The 21,345-nt window shown below is 72.4% G+C and carries 21 protein-coding genes; 11 read left to right on the top strand and 10 right to left on the bottom strand.

Going from position 1 to position 21,345, the window contains the following annotated elements; translation table 11 throughout:
* Positions 1 to 292: 292 nt before the first annotated feature.
* Positions 293 to 1,438, bottom strand: a complete 1,146-nt coding sequence (locus DW297_RS07125) for an MFS transporter (protein ID WP_136030817.1) — start codon at positions 1,436 to 1,438, stop codon at positions 293 to 295.
* Positions 1,435 to 2,337, bottom strand: coding sequence for a MurR/RpiR family transcriptional regulator (locus tag DW297_RS07120; protein WP_136030814.1), 903 nt, complete (start codon positions 2,335 to 2,337; stop codon positions 1,435 to 1,437). Before DW297_RS07120 ends, DW297_RS07125 begins: the two co-directional genes overlap by 4 nt.
* A gap of 163 nt (positions 2,338 to 2,500) precedes the next feature.
* On the opposite strand from DW297_RS07120, the gene DW297_RS07115 reads away from it, so the two are divergent.
* The 7 genes from DW297_RS07115 to DW297_RS07085 all read left to right on the top strand — a co-directional run bounded on the left by DW297_RS07115 (position 2,501) and on the right by DW297_RS07085 (position 10,800).
* A complete protein-coding gene (locus tag DW297_RS07115; protein ID WP_136030812.1) occupies positions 2,501 to 4,051 on the top strand; it encodes an ABC transporter substrate-binding protein in 1,551 nt (516 codons plus the stop codon).
* Between the two features lie 70 nt (positions 4,052 to 4,121).
* Positions 4,122 to 5,093 carry an ABC transporter permease gene (locus DW297_RS07110; protein ID WP_136030810.1) on the top strand — a complete coding sequence of 324 codons (972 nt, stop codon included), beginning with the start codon at positions 4,122 to 4,124 and terminating at the stop codon, positions 5,091 to 5,093.
* Entirely contained in the window at positions 5,090 to 5,977 is an 888-nt protein-coding gene (locus DW297_RS07105) for an ABC transporter permease (RefSeq protein WP_136030808.1), read from the top strand. Before DW297_RS07110 ends, DW297_RS07105 begins: the two co-directional genes overlap by 4 nt.
* Positions 5,974 to 6,879, top strand: coding sequence for an N-acetylmuramic acid 6-phosphate etherase (murQ, locus tag DW297_RS07100; RefSeq protein ID WP_136030806.1), 906 nt, complete (start codon positions 5,974 to 5,976; stop codon positions 6,877 to 6,879). Before DW297_RS07105 ends, murQ begins: the two co-directional genes overlap by 4 nt.
* On the top strand, positions 6,879 to 8,069 hold the full coding sequence (locus tag DW297_RS07095; protein WP_136030804.1) for an anhydro-N-acetylmuramic acid kinase: 1,191 nt from the start codon (positions 6,879 to 6,881) through the stop codon (positions 8,067 to 8,069). Before murQ ends, DW297_RS07095 begins: the two co-directional genes overlap by 1 nt.
* A complete protein-coding gene (locus tag DW297_RS07090) occupies positions 8,066 to 9,172 on the top strand; it encodes a serine hydrolase domain-containing protein (protein ID WP_136030802.1) in 1,107 nt (368 codons plus the stop codon). The genes DW297_RS07095 and DW297_RS07090 overlap by 4 nt, the downstream gene beginning before the upstream one ends.
* Positions 9,169 to 10,800: an ABC transporter ATP-binding protein gene (locus tag DW297_RS07085; protein ID WP_136030800.1), complete on the top strand. Its 1,632-nt coding sequence runs from the start codon at positions 9,169 to 9,171 to the stop codon at positions 10,798 to 10,800. The genes DW297_RS07090 and DW297_RS07085 overlap by 4 nt, the downstream gene beginning before the upstream one ends.
* A gap of 27 nt (positions 10,801 to 10,827) precedes the next feature.
* On the opposite strand, the gene DW297_RS18850 is transcribed toward DW297_RS07085, so the two are convergent.
* Genes DW297_RS18850 through DW297_RS07065 form a run of 5 tightly spaced genes read right to left on the bottom strand, consistent with a single transcriptional unit; the run spans position 10,828 to position 13,719 of the window.
* Entirely contained in the window at positions 10,828 to 10,992 is a 165-nt protein-coding gene (locus DW297_RS18850) for a hypothetical protein (protein ID WP_168442813.1), read from the bottom strand.
* Complete coding sequence (locus tag DW297_RS07080; RefSeq protein ID WP_136030797.1) at positions 10,989 to 11,558, bottom strand: YdeI/OmpD-associated family protein; 570 nt, start codon at positions 11,556 to 11,558, stop codon at positions 10,989 to 10,991. The genes DW297_RS18850 and DW297_RS07080 overlap by 4 nt, the downstream gene beginning before the upstream one ends.
* Before the next feature lies 1 nt (position 11,559).
* Positions 11,560 to 12,369, bottom strand: a complete 810-nt coding sequence (locus tag DW297_RS07075) for an HAD-IIA family hydrolase (RefSeq protein ID WP_136030795.1) — start codon at positions 12,367 to 12,369, stop codon at positions 11,560 to 11,562.
* A 36-nt stretch (positions 12,370 to 12,405) separates the two neighbouring features.
* Positions 12,406 to 13,038, bottom strand: a complete 633-nt coding sequence (locus DW297_RS07070; RefSeq protein ID WP_136030793.1) for a metal-dependent transcriptional regulator — start codon at positions 13,036 to 13,038, stop codon at positions 12,406 to 12,408.
* Positions 13,039 to 13,047: 9 nt separating this feature from the next.
* The gene (locus DW297_RS07065) at positions 13,048 to 13,719 is read right to left on the bottom strand and encodes a TetR/AcrR family transcriptional regulator (protein WP_136030791.1); all 672 of its coding nucleotides are present in this window, start codon (positions 13,717 to 13,719) and stop codon (positions 13,048 to 13,050) included.
* 69 nt (positions 13,720 to 13,788) lie between these two features.
* Between DW297_RS07065 and DW297_RS07060 the strand changes: the two genes are divergently transcribed.
* Both DW297_RS07060 and DW297_RS07055 read left to right on the top strand, forming a co-directional pair.
* A complete protein-coding gene (locus DW297_RS07060; RefSeq protein WP_136030789.1) occupies positions 13,789 to 15,402 on the top strand; it encodes an amidohydrolase in 1,614 nt (537 codons plus the stop codon).
* Between the two features lie 50 nt (positions 15,403 to 15,452).
* Positions 15,453 to 16,898, top strand: coding sequence for a Na+/H+ antiporter NhaC family protein (locus DW297_RS07055; protein WP_136030787.1), 1,446 nt, complete (start codon positions 15,453 to 15,455; stop codon positions 16,896 to 16,898).
* Position 16,899: 1 nt separating this feature from the next.
* Here the strand turns inward: DW297_RS07055 and DW297_RS07050 are convergent, their stop codons facing one another.
* Positions 16,900 to 17,202, bottom strand: a complete 303-nt coding sequence (locus tag DW297_RS07050) for a hypothetical protein (RefSeq protein WP_136030785.1) — start codon at positions 17,200 to 17,202, stop codon at positions 16,900 to 16,902.
* Positions 17,203 to 17,222: 20 nt separating this feature from the next.
* Positions 17,223 to 18,503 carry an Nramp family divalent metal transporter gene (locus tag DW297_RS07045; protein WP_240744544.1) on the bottom strand — a complete coding sequence of 427 codons (1,281 nt, stop codon included), beginning with the start codon at positions 18,501 to 18,503 and terminating at the stop codon, positions 17,223 to 17,225.
* Positions 18,504 to 18,617: 114 nt separating this feature from the next.
* On the opposite strand from DW297_RS07045, the gene DW297_RS07040 reads away from it, so the two are divergent.
* Positions 18,618 to 19,310, top strand: a complete 693-nt coding sequence (locus tag DW297_RS07040; RefSeq protein ID WP_136030783.1) for an RNA methyltransferase — start codon at positions 18,618 to 18,620, stop codon at positions 19,308 to 19,310.
* A gap of 33 nt (positions 19,311 to 19,343) precedes the next feature.
* Here the strand turns inward: DW297_RS07040 and DW297_RS07035 are convergent, their stop codons facing one another.
* Positions 19,344 to 20,666 carry an MATE family efflux transporter gene (locus tag DW297_RS07035; RefSeq protein WP_136030781.1) on the bottom strand — a complete coding sequence of 441 codons (1,323 nt, stop codon included), beginning with the start codon at positions 20,664 to 20,666 and terminating at the stop codon, positions 19,344 to 19,346.
* Positions 20,667 to 20,757: 91 nt separating this feature from the next.
* Between DW297_RS07035 and DW297_RS07030 the strand changes: the two genes are divergently transcribed.
* A complete protein-coding gene (locus DW297_RS07030; protein WP_206252467.1) occupies positions 20,758 to 21,321 on the top strand; it encodes a DnaJ family domain-containing protein in 564 nt (187 codons plus the stop codon).
* Positions 21,322 to 21,345: the final 24 nt, after the last annotated feature.

The following is a 21,345-nucleotide window of genomic DNA, read 5'->3' as shown; positions in this document are numbered from 1 at the left end:
TGTCGATACGGGTGGTGAGCTTCTCGTCGACGGCGTCGATGCGGGTGGTGAGCTTCGCGTCGACGGCATCGATGCGGCGCACGACCCAGGCCATGGCGGCGAACATGCCGGTGCCGAGGGTGAGCACGATGCCGATCGCGCTGATGACGACCGTCAGGCTGTCGGCGGACACGGATGCTCTCCTCGGGTGCGGTGTGTCTTCGACGATACGTCGCCGCGGGTGTGGCGACTCCCGGAATCCCGGCATCTGTGAGGAAGGGGAGAGAGGCGCGGATGGGGGAGGAGGAGCGCCTCAGCCGGTCGCCGACACGCGCCGTCCGGAGCGCGACGTCACGAGCATCAGGACCGGGACGACAGCGCACAGCGCGGCCGAGACGACGAAGGTCGCAGGAGCCGCCGGATCCCGACCGATGAGCAGGATCAGCGTGGGCACGAAGGTGCCGCCCACCGCGCCGCAGGCGACCAGGGCCCCGGTCACCGCGGCGCTCCGTGCGGGGTCGAGGCGGTCGAGGGCGAGACCGAGGATCAGGCCGTAGCTCGGCGCGAGCAGCACGACCACCGCCGCCAGGGCCACGAGCGCTCCCACCGGCTGAGGGCCCACGAGCGCGCCGGCCACGCCCATCAGCACGGCCGCGCCCGCCGTGGCCGCGACCAGGATCGCGAGCGGGGGCACCGACGCGCGGCGCAGGGCCGCTGCCCCGAATCGGCCCGCCGCCATCAGGCCCCAGAACGCGGAGGTGCCGAGCGCGGCCGCGGCCGGTTCGAGCGTGAGCACGCGCTCCGGGATCACGGCCGACCAGCCGGAGAGCACGGTCTCGACCCCCACGTAGAGCGGCAGGGCGAGCGCGAACGGCAGCAGCACCGCGAGCGACCGCACGTCACGCGGCGCCGGGGCTTTCGCGGCGACCGTCGACACGGGCGCGATGAGCACCGACACGGTCACCAGCGGCACCGCGGCGAGAAGGGCCAGCAGCGGACGGGTGTGCGCTCCCAGCACCACCGCGAGCGGGGTGGCCGCGGCGCACACGGCGACCGTGCCCATCAGCGCACTCAGCAGCCCGGTCGCGCTGCCCGTGCTCGCGGCCTTCGCGGCCACCGAGCCCGAGGCCTCCACGAGCCCGAAGCCGAACCCGGCGACGGCGGCGGCGGCGATGAACACGACCGCATCGCCGGCCCACGCGGCGGCGACGAGCGCCACGGCCTGCAGGGCACTGCCGAGCAGCAGTGTCGTGCGCGGGGGCTTCCGCGTCAGCAGCGGACCCGAGGCCAGCACGCCCACCAGCAGCCCGGCGAAGAGCACGGGCACCGCGGCGCTGAGGTCGGCGCCGATGTCCCGCTGCGCCGAGGGCAGCACGGCGGGGACGAACGCCGCGGTCACGCCGAGTCCTGCGAACGCGCTGAACAGGCCGAGGCGGATCCGGCCGTCCGCGCCCGTCATGCGCCGTTGGCGCGCACGTGGTGCACGGCCGCGAACGTGTCGCGCAGCGCCTCCATCGAGCGGTCGTAGTTCGACTGGGCGACCCCGATGAAGATGCAGTCGACGACCATGAGCTGGGCGATGCGGCTGCCGAGTGCGCCGGAGCGGAACCCGGTCTCGCGCGCGGCGGTCGTCAGCACGATGTCGGCCTGCCCGGCCAGCGGCGCGCCCGCGTGGTTGGTGATCGCGATCGTGGTGGCCCCCGCCTTGCGGGCGAGGAGGAGGAACTCGATGGTGTCGGTGGTCGCGCCGCTGTGCGACACCGCGATGGCGACGTTGCCGGGGCCGAGGGTGGCGGCGGAGGTCCAGGCGGCGTGCGGATCGGACCACTCCAGGGCCGTCCGCCCGATCCGGGTGAGCTTGCGCTGGAGGTCGAGGCCGACGATCGAGCTGGCCCCGACACCGAAGATGTCGACGCGGCTCGACGACGTGATCGCCTCGACCGCGGCGCGCAGCGACTCGGTGTCGAGCACCTTGGCGGTGTCGGCGAGCGACAGCGTCTCGGCGAGGGAGACCTTCGCCACGATGTCGGCGAGCGTGTCGTTGCGGTCGATGTCGCCCGACACGGCGGGGAGCGCGGCGGTGTCGTACGTCTCGCGCTCCACCTCGCGCAGCACGTGGTTGCGCAGCTCGCGCACGTGCTCGTATCCCAGGCGCTTGCAGAAGCGGACGACGGAGGTGGTGGAGGTGTCGCAGCGGTGGGCGAGCTCGGCGACCGAGAGGCCGGCGGTGGCGGCCGGGTCGGCGAGGAAGAGATCGGCGATGCGCTGCTCGCTCGGGCGGAGCTCGGGGCGGATCGCCCGCATGCGCACCAGCACGGGGGGAGCGCCGGCGTCGTCGCGGGCGGCGTCGTGGGACATGTGTTCTCCGATCGGTGTTCATAACAGTAGAGGAACTTCTGTTACACCAACAGCGACCTTCGTGTACTTTTGGTACCACCCAGACCGACGATGTTCACGGGACGTCAGGCAGCATCGCCTGAACCCAGCCAGGGCGACGCGGTCCCAGCCAGGAGGAAACAGCATGAGCACAGTACGGCGGGCGTCATTCGGCGCTCTCTCCGCCGCGGGCGTCGCGATGGCGCTCGTCATCACCGGGTGTTCCGCGCCGGCGTCGAACCCCTCGCCCTCCGAGGGCGGCACCGCGGGCGGCGACCTCGTCATCGGCGTCACCAGCGACCCGGACACCCTCTTCCCGTGGAAGGCCACGCAGTTCCAGGCGGTCAACGTCCTGCAGAACCTGTACGGCACGCTCACCGAGTTCGACGAGGACCTGAACGTGGTGCCCGGCCTCGCCGAGTCGTGGGACGTCTCGGAAGACGGCCTCACCGTCATCTTCCACCTCCGCGAGGGCGTCACCTTCGCCGACGGCAGCACGTTCGGCTCCGAAGACGTGAAGTACTCCCTCGACGCGATCGCCGCCGAGGCCACCGCGGCCGTCGCGCGCAGCTCGCTGGCGTCCGTCACCGCGGTCGAGGCGACCGACGAGACCACCGTCACCCTCACCCTCAGCGCCCCCGACGCGGCCCTGCCCGCCAACCTCGCCGTGATCAACATGGCCATGCTCTCCTCCGACGACACCGAGGAAGCGCTCAACACCACCCCGAACGGCACCGGCCCGTTCGTGCTCGAGGACCGCACCGCCAGCCAGTCGCTCACGCTCGCCAAGAACGACGACTACTGGGGCGACAAGGCGCTGCTCGACACGGTCGAGTTCCGCGTGATCCCCGACGAGTCGTCGATCGTGTCGGCCATGCAGTCCGGCAACGTGCAGCTCGCGGTGTTCGACGACCCGCTGGTCGCCCAGACCGCCGAGGGCGCGAACGTCGAGGTCGCCACGACCCCGCAGCTCAGCTACCACGCCCTTCAGCTCAACGCCACGCGCGGCGACCTGGCCGACGTGAACGTGCGGCTCGCGATCCAGTGCGCGATCGACCGCGAGGAGGTGCTGGAGACCGCCGCGCTCGGCGAGGGCGAGGTCACCGGGCCCATCACGTCGCCGGCGTTCAAGTCCGACCCCGACGCGCGCCCGTGCCCCGAGCGCGACCTCGACAAGGCGGCCGAGTACCTGAAGAAGGCCGGCAAGGAGGACGGCGTCACGATCAAGACGATCGTGTCGCAGGGCGAGTACGCCACCTCCGTCAACGAGGCGCAGAACCTGAAGGCGCAGCTCGCCGACGCCGACATCACGCTCGACCTCGAGGTGCTCGAGTCCGGCGCGTTCGTCGACCGCTGGATCGCCGCCGACTTCGACGCCGCGGTCGCCCTCAACGGCGGACGCCCCGACCCCGACGGCATGTACGGGCGCTACTTCACCAGCACCGGCAACCTGAACAAGGTCGCGGGGTACTCCTCGCCCGAGCTCGACGCGCTGTTCGCCGAGGGCCGCCAGACCGCCGACACCGAGAAGCGCAAGGAGATCTACGCCGAGGTCTCCGAGAACCTCGAGGACAACGCCGCCTGGATCTGGCTGTTCACCAGCTACACCTACACGGCCACCGCCACCAGCGTGGACGGCTTCACCCCGATGGCGAACGGCTCGCTGCAGTACCTGCGGACCACCTCCATCCAGTAGCGGACCGGAGGGGGCGCGGCCGCCCGCGCCCCCTCCGTCCCCCTCCGACGACAGGCACCCTCACACGCGCATGTTCAGACAGCTCCTCCGCAACAGCGTGCTGCGACGCATCCTCGCAGCCCTCGGCACCCTCTTCGGGGTCGCCGTGTTCGTCTTCCTGATGCTGCGCGCCATCCCCGGCGACCAGATCAGCTCGGGACTCGGCACCGAGGCCGCCGCGCTCACCCCGGCGCAGCGTGAGGCTCTCGAGGCCTACTACGGCCTGGACCAGCCGCTGTTCGTGCAGTTCTTCTCCTGGCTGGGCAACATCTTCACCGGCAACCTCGGCTTCTCGTCGCGGGCGCAGACGAGCGTGCTCGACCTGACCGCTGCCGCCCTGCCCGTCACGTTCGAACTCGCGATCCTCTCGATCGTGATCGCCCTCGCGATCGGCATCCCGCTCGGCATGCTGTCGGCCTCCAAGCCGGACTCGCTCCGCGACGGCGTCGGTCAGGTCGTGGGACTCGCGGGCCTCTCCATCCCGGCGTTCCTGCTCGGCACGGCGCTGCTGGCGATCCTGGCCCAGTCGCTCGGCTTCAACCCCAACGGCCAGGGCTACGCGCGGCTGTTCGACGACCCGCTGCTGAACCTGCAGCAGATGCTGCTCCCGTCGATCGTGCTCGGCTTCGGCATCGCGGCGCCGATCATGCGCACGACCCGCACCGCCGTGCTGGAGATCCGCGCGAACGACTTCATCCGCACGGCCCGGGCGAAGGGCGTGCCGCCCCGCCGCCTCCAGGTGCGCCACGTGCTCGGCAACGCGCTGGTCCCGATCGTCACCATGACCGGCCTGCAGTTCGGCTACCTGCTCGGCGGCGCCGTCGTGGTGGAGCAGATCTTCTCGCTCCCCGGCATCGGCCGTCAGGTGCTGCTCGGCATCCAGCAGAAGGAGTACGCGCTCGTGCAGAGCACCGTGCTGGTGATCGCGCTCGCCTTCGTCATCGTCAACCTGCTCACCGACCTGCTGTACCGGGTCATCGATCCCCGGGTGCGTGCCGCATGACCGACATCTCTCAGACCCCGGCCCTCGCCCCCGGCGGAGGGCGCACCATGGAGCGCGTGCGTCTCCTGCTGCGCAGCCGCAGCGGGCTCGCCGGCCTCATCATCGTGTTCCTGCTGGCGGTGCTCAGCGTCGTGTCGGCGTTCGGGCTGCTGCCCTTCGACCCGCTGGCGCAGGATCCGCCCTCGCGTCTGCAGCCGCCGTCGGCCGTGCACTGGTTCGGCACCGACCAGTTCGGCCGCGACGTGTTCTCGCGCGTGGCCGCCGGCGTCGCGAACTCGGCGCTGATCTCGGTCGTCGCGGTGGCGTTCGCGACCGTGGTCGGCACGGTCTGCGGCCTCATCGCCGGCTTCTACCGCGGCATCTCCGACGGAGCGATCACCGCGGTCACCAACGTCCTGTTCGCATTCCCGCCGCTGCTGCTGGCGCTGTCGCTCGCCTCGGTGTTCGACCGCAACTGGTTCACGATCGCGGTCGCCATCGCGATCGTCTACGTGCCGATCTTCATCCGCGTCACGCGCGGCCCGGTGCTGTCGCTGCGCGAGGTCGAGTACGTCAAGGCCGCCAAGAGCACGGGGCAGGGCCGCATGGCCACGATGTTCCGGCACGTGCTGCCCAACATCACGTCGATCATCATCGTGCAGGTCACGCTGTCCCTGTCGTGGGCCGTGCTGACCGAGGCGTCGCTGAGCTTCCTCGGCCTCGGCACGCCGCCGCCCGCGCCGTCGCTCGGCTCGATGATCTTCGAGGCGCGCACGCTCGTCACCATCGCGCCGTGGACCATGATCGCGCCCGGCGTGGTCGTGGTGCTGCTCGTGGTCGGGCTCAACCTGCTGGGCGACGGGCTGCGCGACAGCCTCGACCCGCGGAACCGGGGGAAGCGATGACCCTGGAGGATCTCGGCGCCCTCGCCACCGAGGCCAGCGACCCCCGCTACGCGCGACTCGACCAGATGAGCGTGGCGGAGCTCGCCCAGACCATGAACGACGCCGACGCCACGGTGCCCGCGGCCGTGCGGCGCGCACTGCCGCAGATCGTCCCGGCCATCGAGGCCACCGCGGAGCGGATGGCGCGGGGCGGACGGCTGGTCTACGTCGGGGCAGGGACGCCCGGTCGCATCGGGGTGCTCGACGCCTCGGAATGCCCGCCCACGTTCAGCACGCCGCCCGAGCTGGTGTTCGCCATCATGGCCGGCGGGCCCGGCGCGATCGTGAACCCGGTCGAGGGCGCGGAAGACGACGCCGAGGCCGGAGCCGCCGCGATCGACGCCGCCGACATCGGCCCGCTCGACACCGTGATCGGCATCGCCTCGAGCGGCCGCACCCCGTACGTGGTCGCGGCCGTCCGCCGGGCGCGCGAGCGCGGGGCGCTGGGTATCGGGCTGTCGTGCAACGCGGACACCCCGCTGAGCGCCGTCGCCGAGCACGGCATCGAGGTCGAGGTCGGCCCCGAGGTGCTGTCGGGTTCCACCCGCCTCAAGTCGGGCACGGCGCAGAAGCTCGTGCTCAACATGTTCTCGACCATCTCGATGGTGCGAGGCGGCAAGGCCTACGGCAACCTGATGGTCGACGTGAAGGCCACGAACCACAAGCTCCGCGAGCGCGCGATCCGCATGGTGCGCACGATCGCCGAGGTCGATCGCGACACCGCGGTCGCGGCGCTGGAGACCGCCGCCTGGGACGTGAAGCTCGCGTCGATCATGATCCGCCGCGGCGAGGACCTCGCCGCGGCCACCACCCGACTCACCGCGGCAGGCGGACGCCTGCGCACGGCACTGGAGGAGAACTGATGCGCGTCCTCGGACTGATCTCCGGCACCTCGCACGACGGGATCGACGCCGCCGTCGTCGACTTCGCGACCAGCGGGGGCTTCACCGACCACGGCGTCGACCTGACCGGCACCGTGCTCGCGGCCACGAGCGTGCCGTACGCGCCGGAGCTGCGCGCCCGGCTGATCGCCGCCCTCCCGCCCGCGCCGACCACGCTCGCCGAGGTCGCGGAGCTCGACACCCTCATCGGCCAGGCGTTCGCCGACGTCGCGGCCGACATCGCCGCGCAGGTCGGCGGGGTCGACGCGATCTGCTCCCACGGGCAGACCGTGTACCACTGGGTCGACGGCGCCCACGCCCTGGGGACCCTGCAGATCGGGCAGCCCGCCTGGATCGCGGAGAGGGTCGGGGTGCCCGTGGTGTCGGACATCCGCATCCGCGACATCACCGCGGGCGGCCACGGCGCCCCGCTGGTGTCGTTCCTCGACGAGCTGCTGCTGCGCGGACGAGCCGGGGTCACGGCGGCCCTCAACCTCGGCGGCATCTCGAACATGACGGTCGTGCGCCAGGACGGCCTGGTCGCCTACGACATCGGTCCCGCGAACGCGCTGGTCGACGCGGTCATCGTGGAGCACGGGCTCAACCCGCTCGGCTACGACGACGATGCGGCCGTGGCGCGCACCGGCCGCGTCGACGAGGCGCTGCTGTCGGCCCTCCTCGACGACCCGTACTACGCGCTGACGCCGCCGAAGAGCACCGGCAAGGAGCACTTCCACCTCGGCTACGTGCACGAGCACCTGGCCGCGCAGGGCCGCGACATACCGGTCGCCGATGTGGTGCGCACGCTCACCGAGCTCACCGTCCGCACGGTCGCCCGCGACGTCGCCGCGGCGGGCATCGGCTTCCTCGCCGTCTCGGGCGGCGGGTGCCGCAACCCGCTGATCCTCGAGGGTCTGCGCGCCGCGCTGCCGGAGACCGAGGTCGTGCTGGCCGACGAGCTGGGGGCTCCCGCCGACAGCAAGGAAGCGATCCTGCTCGCGGTCATCGGCTGGTCCACGATGCACGGCGTCCCCGCCATCGTCCCCGGCGGCACGGGCGCCCGCGAGCCCCGCATCCTCGGCACGATCACGCCCGGCGCCGGCCCGCTGCACATGCCGGAGCCGGTCGCGGCGATCGATTCGCTCACGCTCGGGGAGGCGACGGCGTCGTGAGCGGCCACGGAGCAGGCCAGGTGCGCGGCGCGAGCGCTGCGGGGGCCGTCGCGGCGGTGATGCGCGGCGACACCGCCCCCCGCGCGGTGGTCGCCGGGGTGGTCACGCGCACCTCGCGTGACGTCGCGGTGGGTGGCCTCGCGGACCTTGCGGGAACCCCGGTCACGCGCGCCACCGCCTTCGACCTCGCCTCGGTGTCGAAGGTCGCGGCGACCACCACGGCTCTGCTGCGCCTGGTGAGCACGGGCGACCTCGGCGTCGACGACCCGGTCGACCGCTTCCTTCCGGGCACCGCGTGCGCTCCCGGCACCACGGTGCGCCACCTGCTGCAGCACCGCGCCGGACTGTGGGAGTGGCAGCCGCTGTACCTCGACCCCGCGCCCGCCGACGCGGTCGTGGACGCCCTGCCGCTGCGCTACGGCCTCGACGAGGGGCGGCACTACTCCGACCTGGGCTTCATCCTGCTCGGGCGCCTCATCACCGCGGTGACCGGCCTTCCGCTCGACGCCGCCGTGCGGGCGCTCGTCACCGCGCCGCTGGGGCTCGCGCACACGGGCTACGGCCCCGTCGGCCCTCCCGTCGCGTCCTCCGGCATCGGCGACGCCGCCGAGCGCCGCATGGTGGCCACGGGCGACCCCTACCCGATCCTCACGTCGCGCCGGCACTTCCCGTGGCGGGAGGACGAGATCGCCGGCAGTGTCAACGACGGCAACTGCTTCCACGCGCTCGGCGGCGTCTCCGGGCACGCGGGCCTGTTCGGCACGGTCGACGACCTGCTCACGCTCGGCGCCGCGCTCGCCGACGCCGACCGGCACACCGACCTCTGGCGCCCCGACGCGGTCGCCGACTTCTTCCGCGACGGCCCGGACGCCGGTCAGGCCCTGGGCTGGCGCAGCGACACCGTGCCGGTCGACGGCCGCCCCACGCGCCTGCTGTGGCACCCGGGCTACACCGGCTGCGCGCTCGGCCTCGTGCCGGCGACGGGGACCGCGGCCGTACTGCTGAGCACCCGTCTCCTCGCGGCCGAGATCGCCCCGACCGAGACCCTGTGGCGTGCGGCGCTGCCCGCCCTCCTGGACCCCGAAGGAACGAGTACCCCATGAGCACCACCCCGCCCGTGCTGAGCATCGACGGCCTCGCCGTCGCCTTCCGGACCGGTTCCGAGCTGATCACCGCGATCAGCGACGTGAACATCGACATCGCCGCGGGCGAGACCGTCGCGGTGGTCGGCGAGTCCGGCTCGGGGAAGTCCACGACCGCCGCCGCCGTCAACCGCCTGCTCCCCGAGAACGGCGGGATCACGGCGGGCAGCATCCGCTTCGACGGGCGCGAGCTGACCGAGCTGCCCGAGAGCGCGATGATCTCGCTGCGCGGCGCCGGGATCGGGCTCGTGCCGCAGGACCCGATGTCGAACCTCAACCCGCTCATGCGCGTGGGGGAGCAGATCGGCGAGGCGCTGGAGGTGCACGGTCACACCAGCGGCGAGGCGACGAAGGTCCGCGTGGTCGAGCTGCTCGAGATGGTGGGCATCGCCGACGCCGCCCGGCGCGCACGGCAGTACCCGCACGAGTTCTCCGGCGGGATGCGCCAGCGCGTGCTGATCGCGATGGGGCTCGCGTGCAAGCCCCGGCTGCTGATCGCCGACGAGCCCACCTCGGCCCTCGACGTCACGGTGCAGCGCCGCATCCTCGACCAGCTCGACCAGCTCACCGACGAGCTCGGGACCGCGGTCTTCCTCATCACGCACGACCTGGCGCTCGCGGCCGAGCGCGCCGACCGCATCGTGGTCATGTTCCGGGGCCGCGTGGTCGAGGAGGGCACGTCCGCCCAGGTGCTGGGCAACCCGCAGCACGAGTACACCAGGCAGCTGCTGGCCGCGGCGCCGAGCCTCTCCTCCCGGCGCGACGCCCTGCCCGCGCGCACGGCCGCGACCGACGCCGTGCCGTTCGTGGAGATCCGCGACCTGCGCAAGGAGTTCCCGGTGCGCGGCGCCAAGGCCGGGGAGCCCCAGACCTTCACGGCGGTCGACGGTGTGAGCCTCACGATCCGCCGCGGCACGACCGTGTCGATCGTGGGGGAGTCCGGGTCGGGCAAGTCCACGACCGCGAACATGGTGCTGGGGCTGGAGGACGCCACCTCCGGATCGATCCTGTTCGACGGGCTCGACCTCACCACGCTGCGCCGCAAGGAGCTGTTCGCCCTGCGCCGCCGCGTGCAGCCGGTGTTCCAGAACCCCTACGCCTCGCTCGACCCGCGGTTCACCGTGGAGCAGTCGATCGCGGAACCGCTGCGCGTGCACCGCATCGGCACCGCGGCCTCGCGTCACGCCCGCGTCCTGGAGCTGCTGGAGCAGGTGGCGCTCCCGGCCGCGATGGCCGAGCGGCTGCCGCACGAGCTCTCCGGCGGACAACGGCAGCGCGTGGCGATCGCGCGGGCGCTGGCGCTCGAACCCGAGCTGGTGGTGCTCGACGAAGCCGTGTCGGCGCTCGACGTGCTGGTGCAGGCGCAGATCCTCGATCTGCTGGCGGAGCTGCAGACGCGCCTCGGCCTCAGCTACCTCTTCATCAGCCACGACCTCGCGGTCGTGCGGATGATCTCCGACGAGGTGCACGTGATGCAGCGCGGGGTCGTGGTCGAGAGCGGCACACCGGAGCGCATCTTCGACGACCCGCAGCACCCCTACACGCGGGAGCTGCTGGCCGCGATCCCCGGGGCCTCGCTGGCGTCCTGACCGCGGCCGGAGGCGACGGCCGCGGGCTCAGCGCCGGCGGTCGTCGTCGTCCCAGGGGCCTTCCCACCAGCCGGCACGACCGTCGTCCGAGCCGCGGCCGCGACGGGAGCGCACGAACTGCACGATGATCACGGTGAGCGACGTGAGCCCGATCAGGATCAGCACGAGGAACAGCAGGTCGTTCTGGGTCATGGGCGTTTCCCCTCCGCGGCGTCCGCCACGATCTTCGCGATGCGGGCGGCCTTCGTCTCCGGTCGCTTGGCCATCGCGATGTGCGTGAGCCCGAACTTCTTCACCGACTTCGGGAACGCGTCCCAGTTCTCACGGGCGGCGGGGTCCGCGTCGAGTGCGGCCGTGAGCTCGGGCGGCTCGATGCCCGCCTCCGGTCCGTCGAGCAGGGTCCACGAGCCGTTGGCCTTCGCGACCTCCAGCACCCGGACGCCCGCGGGGGCCAGCAGCCCGGCGGCCTCCAGCTCGGCGATGCGCGCCTTGTTCGTCGCCGCCCACCCGCTGCCGGGCCGCCGCGGCGAGAACCACTGGCCGTTCGTCTCCTCGTCGAAGCTGCGCACCGGGCCGTCGATCCACCCGAAGCACAGCGCCTGCCGCACCGCGTCCTCATAGCCGACGCCGACGGCGGAGCGGCCGCGCACGCTCAGCAGCCACACGCCCGCGGTGCGCTCGTGGTGCTCCTCGAGCCAGGCGCGCCAGGCCGCGGCGTCGGCCGCCGCGATCCGCTCGCCGTCGTCGAGGGCGCCCACGTCAGTCCTCGTCCAGCGTGGGGATCGATGCGGTGATGGTCGGCAGCAGGTCGGCGACGGAGTCGACGATCTCGTCGGGACGGAACGGGTACTGCTCGATGCTGCGCCGGTCGCTGATGCCGGTCATCACGAGCACGGTGTGCAGGCCCGCCTCGATGCCGGCGACGATGTCGGTGTCCATGCGGTCGCCGATCATGCCCGTCTTCTTGGAGTGCGCACCGATCTTGTTCAGCGCCGAGCGGAACATCATCGGGTTGGGCTTGCCGACCACGTAGGGCTCCTTGCCGGTCGCCTTCGTGATGAGCGCGGCGATCGCGCCGGTGGCCGGCAGCACGCCGTCGACGCTCGGGCCCGTCGCGTCGGGGTTGGTGACGATGAACCGCGAGCCGTTGATGATGTGACGGATGGCCTTGGTGATCGCCTCGAACGAGTAGTTGCGGGTCTCGCCGACTACCACGAAGTCGGGGTTCGTCTCGGTCATGATGAAGCCCGCCTCGTGCAGGGCCGTGAGGATGCCGGCCTCGCCGATCACGAAGGCGGAGCCGCCGGGCAGCTGCTGGGCCAGGAAGTCGGCCGTCGCGAGCGCCGAGGTCCAGATGCGCTCCTCCGGCACGACCAGGCCGCTCTGCCGCAGGCGCGCGGAGAGGTCGCGGGCGGTGAAGATCGAGTTGTTCGTCAGCACCAGGTAGGGGATGTCGTTGCGCTCCCACCCGGCGAGCAGTTCGGAGGCCCCGGGGATGGCGTCGTTCTCATGGACGAGCACGCCGTCCATGTCGGTGAGCCAGCATTCGATGTCGTCACGGTGTGCCATGTGCTCAGCCTAGAGGCCGCGTGTTTCCGGCAGGTCTCAGGCGGTGATCCACACGACGCCGGCGCTTCCGTCGGGAAGGGCTCGCTCGACGCCGTCCAGGCGCACGCCGTCGGCGAGGACCTCGACGGTGCTGCCGACCGTGAGCCCCTCGGCCTCCAGGGCCCGCAGCAGGTCGGAGTCGCGGTCGTCGACCCGCAGCACGCGACCGCTGTGCCCCTCCGCGGCGTCGGCGAGCAGCACGAACGGCTCCCGCTCGATGTGCCCGTCGGCGTCGGGGATCGCGTCGCCGTGCGGGTCGAAGCGCGGGCGGCCCAGGCGGGCGTCGATGCCCTCGAGCAGCCGCTCGCTGATGGTGTGCTCCAGCACCTCGGCCTCGTCGTGCACCTCGTCCCACCCGTAGCCGAACTCCTGCACGAGCCAGGTCTCGATGAGGCGGTGGCGCCGCACCATCGCGAGGGCCCTGGTCGTCCCGGCTTCGGTCAGCCGCACGGCACCGTAGGGCACGTGCGACACGAGCCCCGCGGCGGCGAGCTTCTTCACCATCTCGGTGACCGACGACGGGGCGATGCCGAGCTTGGCCGCCAGCACCGACGGGGTGATCGGGGCGTCCTGCCATTCGGTGTGGGCGTAGACGGTCTTGAGGTAGTCGTCAGCTGCGGGGGAGGCCACCCGTCCAGCCTACGCGGTGGCGTCGGAGGCTCTTTCGGCGCGCGCCCACGCGGTGAGGCCGTGGATGAGGGCGCGCACGCCGATCTCGAACGTGCGGCGGGCGGGGTCGGAGCTGAGGCGGGCGCGAGCGCGCTCGGCCTCGGCGAAGGTCGGGTAGGCGGGGGCGAGGTCGCCGGGCGACATGTTGTCCGCCGGGGCGAGGGCGTCGAGGGCGGATCCGATGATGAAGGACTCCAGGGCGACGATCGCGTCGACGATGGTGTCGGTGGGCCAGCCGTCGTCGGCGAGCAGGCGGGCGATCTGCTCGTAGTCGGCGAACGAGCCCTCGTCGGCGTCGATGGGGGAGGTGGCGAGCATGACCATCGCCTGGGGTGCGGCGATCGTGGCGTCGCGGTAGCTGTGCGCCCAGGCGAGGAGCGCGTCCTCCAGTGGCAGGGCCCCGGGCTCGGGGGTGGCGAGGTCGCGGCTGATCCGCCCGCGCATCGCCCGGATCACGGCGTCGCGGCTCTCGAAGTGGTGGTAGAGCGCCGAGGTGCGCACGCCCAGGGACTCCGCGAGCGCCGTCATCGTGAACTGCCGTGGTGTGCGCTCGGCGCTGAGCCGGAACGCCGCCGTGAGGATCCGCTCCTCGGTGAGCACCCTGGTCGACGGGCGGCCCACGCTGCGCGGGGATGTCGTCATCGTGGCTCACTCCTGCTCGGTGTCTGCTACTTTATTGAAACTCTTTCAATTCGCTCGAGGAAGAACGCCATGACGGGTTTCGACGCCGACACTATCGTCACCGGCGCGCGCGTCGTGACCATGGACCCCCGCCGCCCGGAGGCCTCGGCGTTCGCCGTGCGCGACGGCCGCTTCCTCGCGGTGGGCGACGACGCGCTCGTGCGGGAACTGCGCGGCCCGCGCACCGTCGTCCACGACCTCGCGGGAGCCGCGGTCACCCCGGGGCTCATCGACGCCCACCTCCACCCGCTGCAGGGGCTCGAGCTCACCGCCGGGGTCGACCTCGGCGGCATCACCACCGGCACCGGCTTCCTGGCGGCCCTGCGCGCCGAGGCCGACCGCGCGCTGCGCGACGACCGCGACCCCTGGGTGCGCGGCTGGAACCTCGACTACGACGTCTTCCACGAGCTCCCCATGACCGCCGATGCGATCGACGACGCCGTGCGCGGGCTCCCCGCCCTGTTCATCGTGTTCGACGGGCACACCGCGCTCGCCAGTCACGAGGGTCTCCGCCGCGCCGGCATCACCGGGCCCCGCGAGACCGACGACTCCTCGTGCATCGTCGTCGACGGCGACGGGCGGCCGACCGGGGAGCTGCGCGAGCTCGCGGCGTACGAGCCCGTGCGCCTCGCCGCCCCCGCCCTCGACCGCACGCAGACCCTCGCGGCGGGCCACGAGCTGCTGCGCGGACTGCGGGACTCCGGCCTCACGGGCGGCACCATCATGGACGGCGGCTTCGCCACGCTCGACCTGCTCGACGGTCTCGAGCACGGCCCGGGTCTGCCCCTCCGCATCGTGTCCGCGATCGACCACGAGCCCGGGTTCGACGCCGACCGCACGGCGGAGAACCTGCGGATGCGCGACCGCCGCGGCGAGCGGTGGCGCGGCGGCGTCGTGAAGCTGTACGCCGACGGGGTCGTCGAGACGGGCACCGCGTGGCTGTACGAGCCCGATACGGCCGGCGGCGGCACGGAGCCCTTCTGGAAGGACGCCGCCGCCTACGCCCGCACCGTGCGGCGCTACGCCGACGCCGGCTTCCAGGTCGCGACCCACGCGATCGGCGACCGCGCGGTCGGCGAGGTCGTCGACGCCTACCTCGCCGCGGGCGCGCGCTGCGCCACCGGAGCCCCGCACCGCATCGAGCACCTGGAGACCACGACCGACCGCGACGTCGCCCGCATCGCCGCCGCCGGCATCACCGCATCGATGCAGCCGCTGCACCTGCAGTGGCGCAAGGCCGACGCCTCCGACGACTGGTCGCGGCGCCTCGGCCCCGCCCGGGCCGCCCGGGCCTGGCGCGTGCGCGACTACTGGGATGCGGGTGCCCCGGTCGCCCTCGGGTCGGACTGGCCGATCGCGCAGAACGACGCCCGGATCGGCCTCGCGTGGGCCATGCTGCGCCGCCGCCCCGGCGACCGCGACGCCCCGGTGTTCGAGCCCCACCAGGTGCTCACCCCCTTCCAGGCGCTGCACGGCTACACCGTGGGCGCTGCGCGGGCGCAGGGCGACGGCGACCTCGGTCGCATCGCCCCCGGCTACCGCGCCGACTACGCCGTGTGGGCGGAGAACCCGCTGCACGTCGCACCCGACGACCTCCCCGACCTGCCCGTACAGCGGACGGTCGTCGGCGGCGTCGAGCCCTGACCCCCGGCTCGACCACCCCCTCCCTTTCCTTTCACACCGAGGTGAACCCCATGCCCGAATTCGGCGCCCTCGCGCTCCTGCCCATCGCGGTGATCCTCGTGGTCGCCGTCGCCACCCGCCGCACCCTCTTCGCGCTCCTCTGCGGCACCGTCGCCGGAGCTCTGATCCTCGGCGGCTGGGGCGGCTTCGACGTCTGGGTCGAGTACACCGGCAAGGCCCTGTCGAACGAGACGGCGCAGTGGCTGCTGCTGATCGTCGCCCTGTTCGGCATCCTGATGATGCTGTTCGAGAAGTCGGGCATCGTCACCGACTTCGCCCGCTGGGTCGAGCGGTTCGTGACCTCGCGGCGCAAGTCGACCCTGCTCACGTTCCTGCTCTCGATCGTGCTGTTCGTCGACGACTACCTCAACGTGCTCACCACCGGCACGTCGATGAAGCAGGTGACCGACCGCTACCGGGTTCCCCGCACCCAGCTCGGCGCGATCATGAAGATGACCGCTGCCCCGATCGCCGTGCTCGTCCCCGTGTCGACGTGGGCACTGTTCTTCTCGGGCCTGTTCGAGGCGCAGGGGGTCACCGTCGGCGGCAGCGGCTTCGGGGCCTACCTGCAGTCCATCCCGTTCATCTTCTTCGGCTGGGCGGCCATCGCGGTGGCGCTGCTGATGAGCATCGGCTGGCTGCCGAAGCTCGGCCTGATCAAGAAGGACGCGCTGCGCGCCGAGCGCGACGGCGACGTCTTCCCGCTCGGCACGACAGACGCCGAACGCCGGGCCGAGGGCGCGGCGCTGCTCTCCGAGCTCCGCGCGGACGACGCGGACGGTTCGACCGCGCAGCGCGTCGCCGTGGCGCTCGAGACGACCACGGACACCGCGCGCAAGCCGCAGCCGTGGTCTTTCCTGATCGCGATGGCCGTGCTGGTCGGCGTCACGATCGCGACGGACGCCAACGTGGTCGCCGGTACCGCGGCGGCCCTCGCAGTCACGGTCGTGCTGGTGCTCGTGCAGCGTCGGCTCTCGGTGCGCGGCGTGCTGGACGCGGCGCTCGAGGGCATCGAGAGCATGCTCTTCGTGATGGTGCTCACCGTGCTCGCGTTCATGGTGCAGGAGATGAACATCGCCCTGCAGCTCGCCGAGTTCGTGATCCAGGTGACCGAGCCCGTGCTCACCCCCGCTCTGCTGCCGGCGATCGTGTTCGCCGTGTGCGGCGTCTACGCCTACGCGACCGGGTCGTTCTGGGACCTCGCGGCGGTCATCACCCCGGTCGTGCTGCCGCTGGCGCTCGCTCTCGGTGCCGACCCGATCCTGGCCGGTGCCGCGGTGTTCTCGGGCGCCGCGCTCGGCAGTACCACGTGCCTGTACGGCGACGGCATCATCCTGGCCTCGCGTTCGATCGGCATCAAGCCGATCAACCTCATGCTGGCGATCCTGCCCTACGCGGGGATCGCGGCAGGGCTCTCGCTCGTGCTCTATCTGGTGACGGGGTTCGTCGCGGCCTGAGTCACGGATTCGCGACCGCGACCAGCAGGCCGAATGCCACCTGCCCCGCGAAGAACACCACGAGGAAGCCGAGGAGGGCGGCGGCGAGCGACAGGCGCCCGTCGAAGCCCTCCACCTCGGCGATCCCGACCTTGCGCGCGCGGAAGGCGAGCACGAGCGTGGCGATGCCGAGGGCGAGCTGCAGCCACGGTCCGAGGGGGCCGACGACCTTCGGGAACGCGATCAGCACGGCCCCGATCACCCCGGTCGCGATTCCGATCCAGGTGAGGATGCGGACGGTGCGGCGGGCGTTCTCGGCGGGCATGGTGTTGAGCCTATCCGGGCTCATGCCCCCGTCAGGACCAGCCAGAGCAGCGCGGCGTTGAGGGCGATGAGCAGCACCGAGGCGACGACCCCGGCGATGGTGGTCCACGCGCGGTTGGCCCACACCCCGAGCGTGCGCCGCTGCGCGGTCAGCGCCACCAGCGGGATGAGCGCGAACGGAATGCCGAACGACAGCACGACCTGGCTCAGCACGAGCGCGAGGGTGGGGTCGACGCCGAGTCCGAGGATCGCGAGGGCGGGGATCAGGGTCACCAGCCGCCGTGCGAGCAGCGGGATGCGCACGTGCAGCAGCCCGTGCATGATCTCGGCGCCCGCGTAGGCGCCGACCGAGGTGGACGCCAGGCCGGAGGCGAGCAGCCCCACCGCGAAGAACGTGGCGACGACGGGACCGAGACCGGCGGCCAGGGCGGCGTGCGCGCCCTCCAGGGAGTCGGTGCCCTCGACCCCGGCGAGGTTCGCCGCGGCCAGCAGGAGGATGCCGAGGTTGACCGACCCCGCGATGACCATCGCGATCGACACGTCCCAGCGCGTGGCGGTGAGCAGGCGGCGGATCCGGGAGGCCTCGGTCCGCGTGGCCTCCTCGTGGGGCAGACCCGCGCTCCCGAAGCGGTCGCGGGCGAGCGAGGAGTGCGCATAGATCGCGTGCGGCATGATCGTGGCGCCGAGGATGGAGGCCGCGAGCAGCACCGACCCGGTGCCCTCGAAGCGGGGCACGAGTCCGCCGACGACACCCGCGGGGTCGGGCGGGGCGAGGAACAGGCCGGCCAGGAAGCCGACCGTGATGACGAGCATCAGTCCGATGATCACGAACTCGAAGGGGCGGGCGCCGCGGCGGCTCTGCACGGTGAGCAGGATCATCGACACGGCCCCGGTGAGCAGGCCGCCGAGGAGCAGCGGCACGTCGAACAGCAGGTACAGCGCGACGGCGCCGCCGATCACCTCGGCGAGGTCGGTCGCCATGGCCACCAGTTCGGCCTGGAGCCAGTACGCGCGTCGCGCCCATGGGCGCTTCAGGCGTGCACCGAGCACCTCCGGCAGGCTCTGCCCCGTGACCACGCCGAGCTTGGCGGAGAGGTACTGGATGAGCCAGGCCATGACGTTTCCCGCGATGACCACCCACACCAGGAGGTAGCCGTACTGCGCGCCGGCGGTCATGTTGCTGGCGACGTTGCCCGGGTCGAGATATGCGACACCGGCCACGAGGGCGGGGCCGAGCAGCCACAGGCTGCGCGGGGCGGTGGCGGCGGACGGTGTCACGGGGGCGACGAGATTTTTCGGCACACCGAAACCGTAGCGTATTTTTCGGCTTGCCTAAATATCCGGATCTGGGCCACCTCGGTGACGACGATCGCTCCGCCGAGACAGGCGGCAGTGGGGCGGCGATAGCCTGGCGGGATGGATGCACGCACGCCCGAGAGCCCGGCGACGGACGACTCCGCGGCCCCGGTCCCGGACGGCGCGGGCGGGTCCCTCGCCCAGCCCGGCTACGGCGTCGGCCCGTGGCCGGGAGGACGGGACGCCTGGCCCGAGGGGGAGCAGTACGACCCGGAGCTGCTCGCCAACGGCGACACCCGCAACGTGATCGACCGCTACCGCTATTGGCGGATGGAGCGGATCGTGGCCGACCTGGACACGCGGCGGCACCCGTTCCACGTCGCGATCGAGAACTGGCAGCACGACATGAACATCGGTTCGATCGTGCGCAGCGCCAACGCGTTCCTCGCCGACACCGTGCACATCATCGGGCGCCGCCGCTGGAACAAGCGCGGCGCCATGGTCACCGACCGCTACCAGCACGTCGTGCATCACGAGGACGTGGCGTCGTTCGCCGCCTGGGCCGCGGCGGAGGGGCTGCCCGTGATCGCGGTCGACAACGTCGAGGGCGCCGTCCCCGTCGACCGGGCGGACCTGCCGCGTGCGTGCGTGCTGCTGTTCGGGCAGGAGGGTCCGGGGCTCTCGGACGAGGCGCTCGCCGCGGCCTCCGCGCACGTGGAGATCACGCAGTACGGCTCGACCCGCTCCATCAACGCCAGCGCCGCGGCCGCCGTGATCATGTACGAGTGGTGTCGCCGCCACGCCGCGGACTGAGGCGCGCGTGTTCGGCCCGCCGCGCCGCGACGGTCAGGCGGCGGCGGAGAGCCAGCGTCCCGACCGCACCCGCCAGCCGAGCGTGCCGAGCCGCGCGAGCAGGTATACGCCGAAGAAGGCCACCGCGAGCCAGATCAGGCCCGCCGCGCCGTCCACTCCCGTCGCCGCGATGATCCACAGCGCGGGCAGGAACGGCACCAGGTTCAGGCCGCCCGCGATCGCGAGGTAGCGCGCATCGTTCGCGCCCATCAGCACACCGTCGAGCACGAACACGACACCGGCGATCGGCTGGGCGACCGCGAGCACCAGCAGCGCCGGCTGCACGAGTGCCGCGACGTGCGGGTCGCCCGTGAACACGATCCCGAGCACGCCCGACAGTGCGGCGATGACAGCGCCGACCGCCACGCCGAACCACGCGCCCCAGGCGACCGTCCGGCCGAGGACGCGCTGCACCTGCTGCTCGTCTCCGGCGCCCAGCTCCTTGCCGATCAGCGCCTGCGCGGCGATGGCCAGGGCGTCGAGGGCGAAGGCGGCCGCGGAGAAGATGGTGAACACGATCTGCCACCCGGCGAGCTCGTCGGTGCCGACCCCGGTCGCGACCGCCACAGTCGCCAGCAGCGCCACGCGGAGGCTGACCGTGCGCAGGAACAGCCATCCGCCCGAGGTGGCGGTGTTGCGCAGGCCGTCGCGCTGCGCCCGGAGCGAGGCGCTGTGGCGGGAGGCGAGCCGCTGCACCACCAGCACGTACGCGGCGACCATGCCCCACTGCGCGGCGACCGTGCCGGCCGCGGATCCGGCGATGCCCCAGCCGAAGCCGTAGATGAAGAGCCAGTTGAGCAGCGCGTTGGCACCGAAGCCGAGGCCGGCGATCCAGAGCGGGGTCATCGTGTCCTGCATGCCGCGCAGCAGCCCGGTCGCCGCGAAGACGATGAGCATCGCCGGCAGCCCCCACATCGAGATCACCAGGTACTCGTCGGCCTGGGCGGCCACGGCCTCGCTCGCGCCGAACAGCGACACGAGCCACGGTGACGACACCGCACCGATCACGGCCAGCACGGCCCCGAGGCCCAGGGCCAGCCACATGCCGTTGATCCCGACCGACACGGCCTCGCCCGGCTGCCCCGCGCCGAAGCGCCGCGCGACCGCCGGGGTGGTCGAGTACGCGAGGAACACCATCAGGCCCACGATGGTCTGCAGCACGGCGCCGGCGATGCCGAGCCCCGCGAGCGGCGTGGTGCCGAGGTGGCCGACGAGCGCGGCGTCGACGATGAGGAACGCCGGCTCGGCGATCAGCGCACCGAGTGCCGGAACCGCCAGTCGCAGGATCTCTCGGTTGAGGGAGGTGCGCGCGGCCATCCTCCGAGCCTATGACCTCGCGCCGACACCCGTGCCGTGCCCCCGGACCGCACGTAGGCTGGAGGAGAGCAGGATGCGGCGGAGGTGCATCATGTCCGATCCCCGAGACGAGGCGGCGCGGTACCTCGCGCGCCGCCGGTCGCAGGGCGACGGTGCCGACGACGAGACGACCGTCTCCTCGACGCCTGGTGCGGCGGCGGCCGTGGATCGGGCGGCGTTCATCGAGAGCGCGATCCAGGTGGCGATCCGCCGCGGCGACTTCGACGACCTCCCCGGTGCCGGCAAGCCCATCGAGGGGCTCGGCACCCACCACGACCCTGACTGGTGGATCCGGCGCAAGATCGAGACCGAGAACCTCACCGGGCTCGGGCCGCCCGCGCTGCTGCTGCGCACGGAGGACCGCGAGCTCGACGGACAGCTCGACCTCCTCGGACGAGAGTCCGACGTGCGGGCGGTGCTCGAGGACTTCAACCGCCGCGTGATCGAGGCCAGGCGGCAGCTGCAGGGCGGCCCGCCCGTGGTCACGGCGCCGCGGGACGTGGAGGCCGAGGTCGCCGCGTGGCGCGAGCGCCGCTCCGCCCGCGGGATCGCATCGTCGGCAGAGGCCGCCCCCGCGCGTCCGCGTCGCCGGCTGTTCGGGCGACGGCCGCGCTGATCCGTGTCGGGGCGTGTCCGCCCT

Origin of the sequence: Microbacterium sp. PF5 (assembly GCF_004794315.1) — a bacterium.
Taxonomy (GTDB): Bacteria; Actinomycetota; Actinomycetes; order Actinomycetales; family Microbacteriaceae; genus Microbacterium; species Microbacterium sufflavum.
This window is presented reverse-complemented; position numbering and strand designations above follow the sequence as displayed.

Bases quoted from the DNA above. Each gene is read 5' to 3' on its own strand.
- DW297_RS07120 (WP_136030814.1), bottom strand. From the start codon at position 2,337: ATGTCCCACGACGCCGCCCGCGACGACGCCGGCGCTCCCCCCGTGCTG.
- murQ (WP_136030806.1), top strand. From the start codon at position 5,974: ATGACCCTGGAGGATCTCGGCGCCCTCGCCACCGAGGCCAGCGACCCC.
- DW297_RS07095 (WP_136030804.1), top strand. From the start codon at position 6,879: ATGCGCGTCCTCGGACTGATCTCCGGCACCTCGCACGACGGGATCGAC.
- DW297_RS07035 (WP_136030781.1), bottom strand. From the start codon at position 20,666: ATGGCCGCGCGCACCTCCCTCAACCGAGAGATCCTGCGACTGGCGGTT.
- DW297_RS07040 (WP_136030783.1), top strand. From the start codon at position 18,618: ATGGATGCACGCACGCCCGAGAGCCCGGCGACGGACGACTCCGCGGCC.
- DW297_RS07075 (WP_136030795.1), bottom strand. From the start codon at position 12,369: ATGGCACACCGTGACGACATCGAATGCTGGCTCACCGACATGGACGGC.
- DW297_RS07115 (WP_136030812.1), top strand. From the start codon at position 2,501: ATGAGCACAGTACGGCGGGCGTCATTCGGCGCTCTCTCCGCCGCGGGC.
- DW297_RS07125 (WP_136030817.1), bottom strand. From the start codon at position 1,438: ATGACGGGCGCGGACGGCCGGATCCGCCTCGGCCTGTTCAGCGCGTTC.
- DW297_RS18850 (WP_168442813.1), bottom strand. From the start codon at position 10,992: ATGACCCAGAACGACCTGCTGTTCCTCGTGCTGATCCTGATCGGGCTC.
- DW297_RS07105 (WP_136030808.1), top strand. From the start codon at position 5,090: ATGACCGACATCTCTCAGACCCCGGCCCTCGCCCCCGGCGGAGGGCGC.
- DW297_RS07085 (WP_136030800.1), top strand. From the start codon at position 9,169: ATGAGCACCACCCCGCCCGTGCTGAGCATCGACGGCCTCGCCGTCGCC.
- DW297_RS07110 (WP_136030810.1), top strand. From the start codon at position 4,122: ATGTTCAGACAGCTCCTCCGCAACAGCGTGCTGCGACGCATCCTCGCA.
- DW297_RS07060 (WP_136030789.1), top strand. From the start codon at position 13,789: ATGACGGGTTTCGACGCCGACACTATCGTCACCGGCGCGCGCGTCGTG.
- DW297_RS07065 (WP_136030791.1), bottom strand. From the start codon at position 13,719: ATGACGACATCCCCGCGCAGCGTGGGCCGCCCGTCGACCAGGGTGCTC.
- DW297_RS07050 (WP_136030785.1), bottom strand. From the start codon at position 17,202: ATGCCCGCCGAGAACGCCCGCCGCACCGTCCGCATCCTCACCTGGATC.
- DW297_RS07030 (WP_206252467.1), top strand. From the start codon at position 20,758: ATGTCCGATCCCCGAGACGAGGCGGCGCGGTACCTCGCGCGCCGCCGG.
- DW297_RS07055 (WP_136030787.1), top strand. From the start codon at position 15,453: ATGCCCGAATTCGGCGCCCTCGCGCTCCTGCCCATCGCGGTGATCCTC.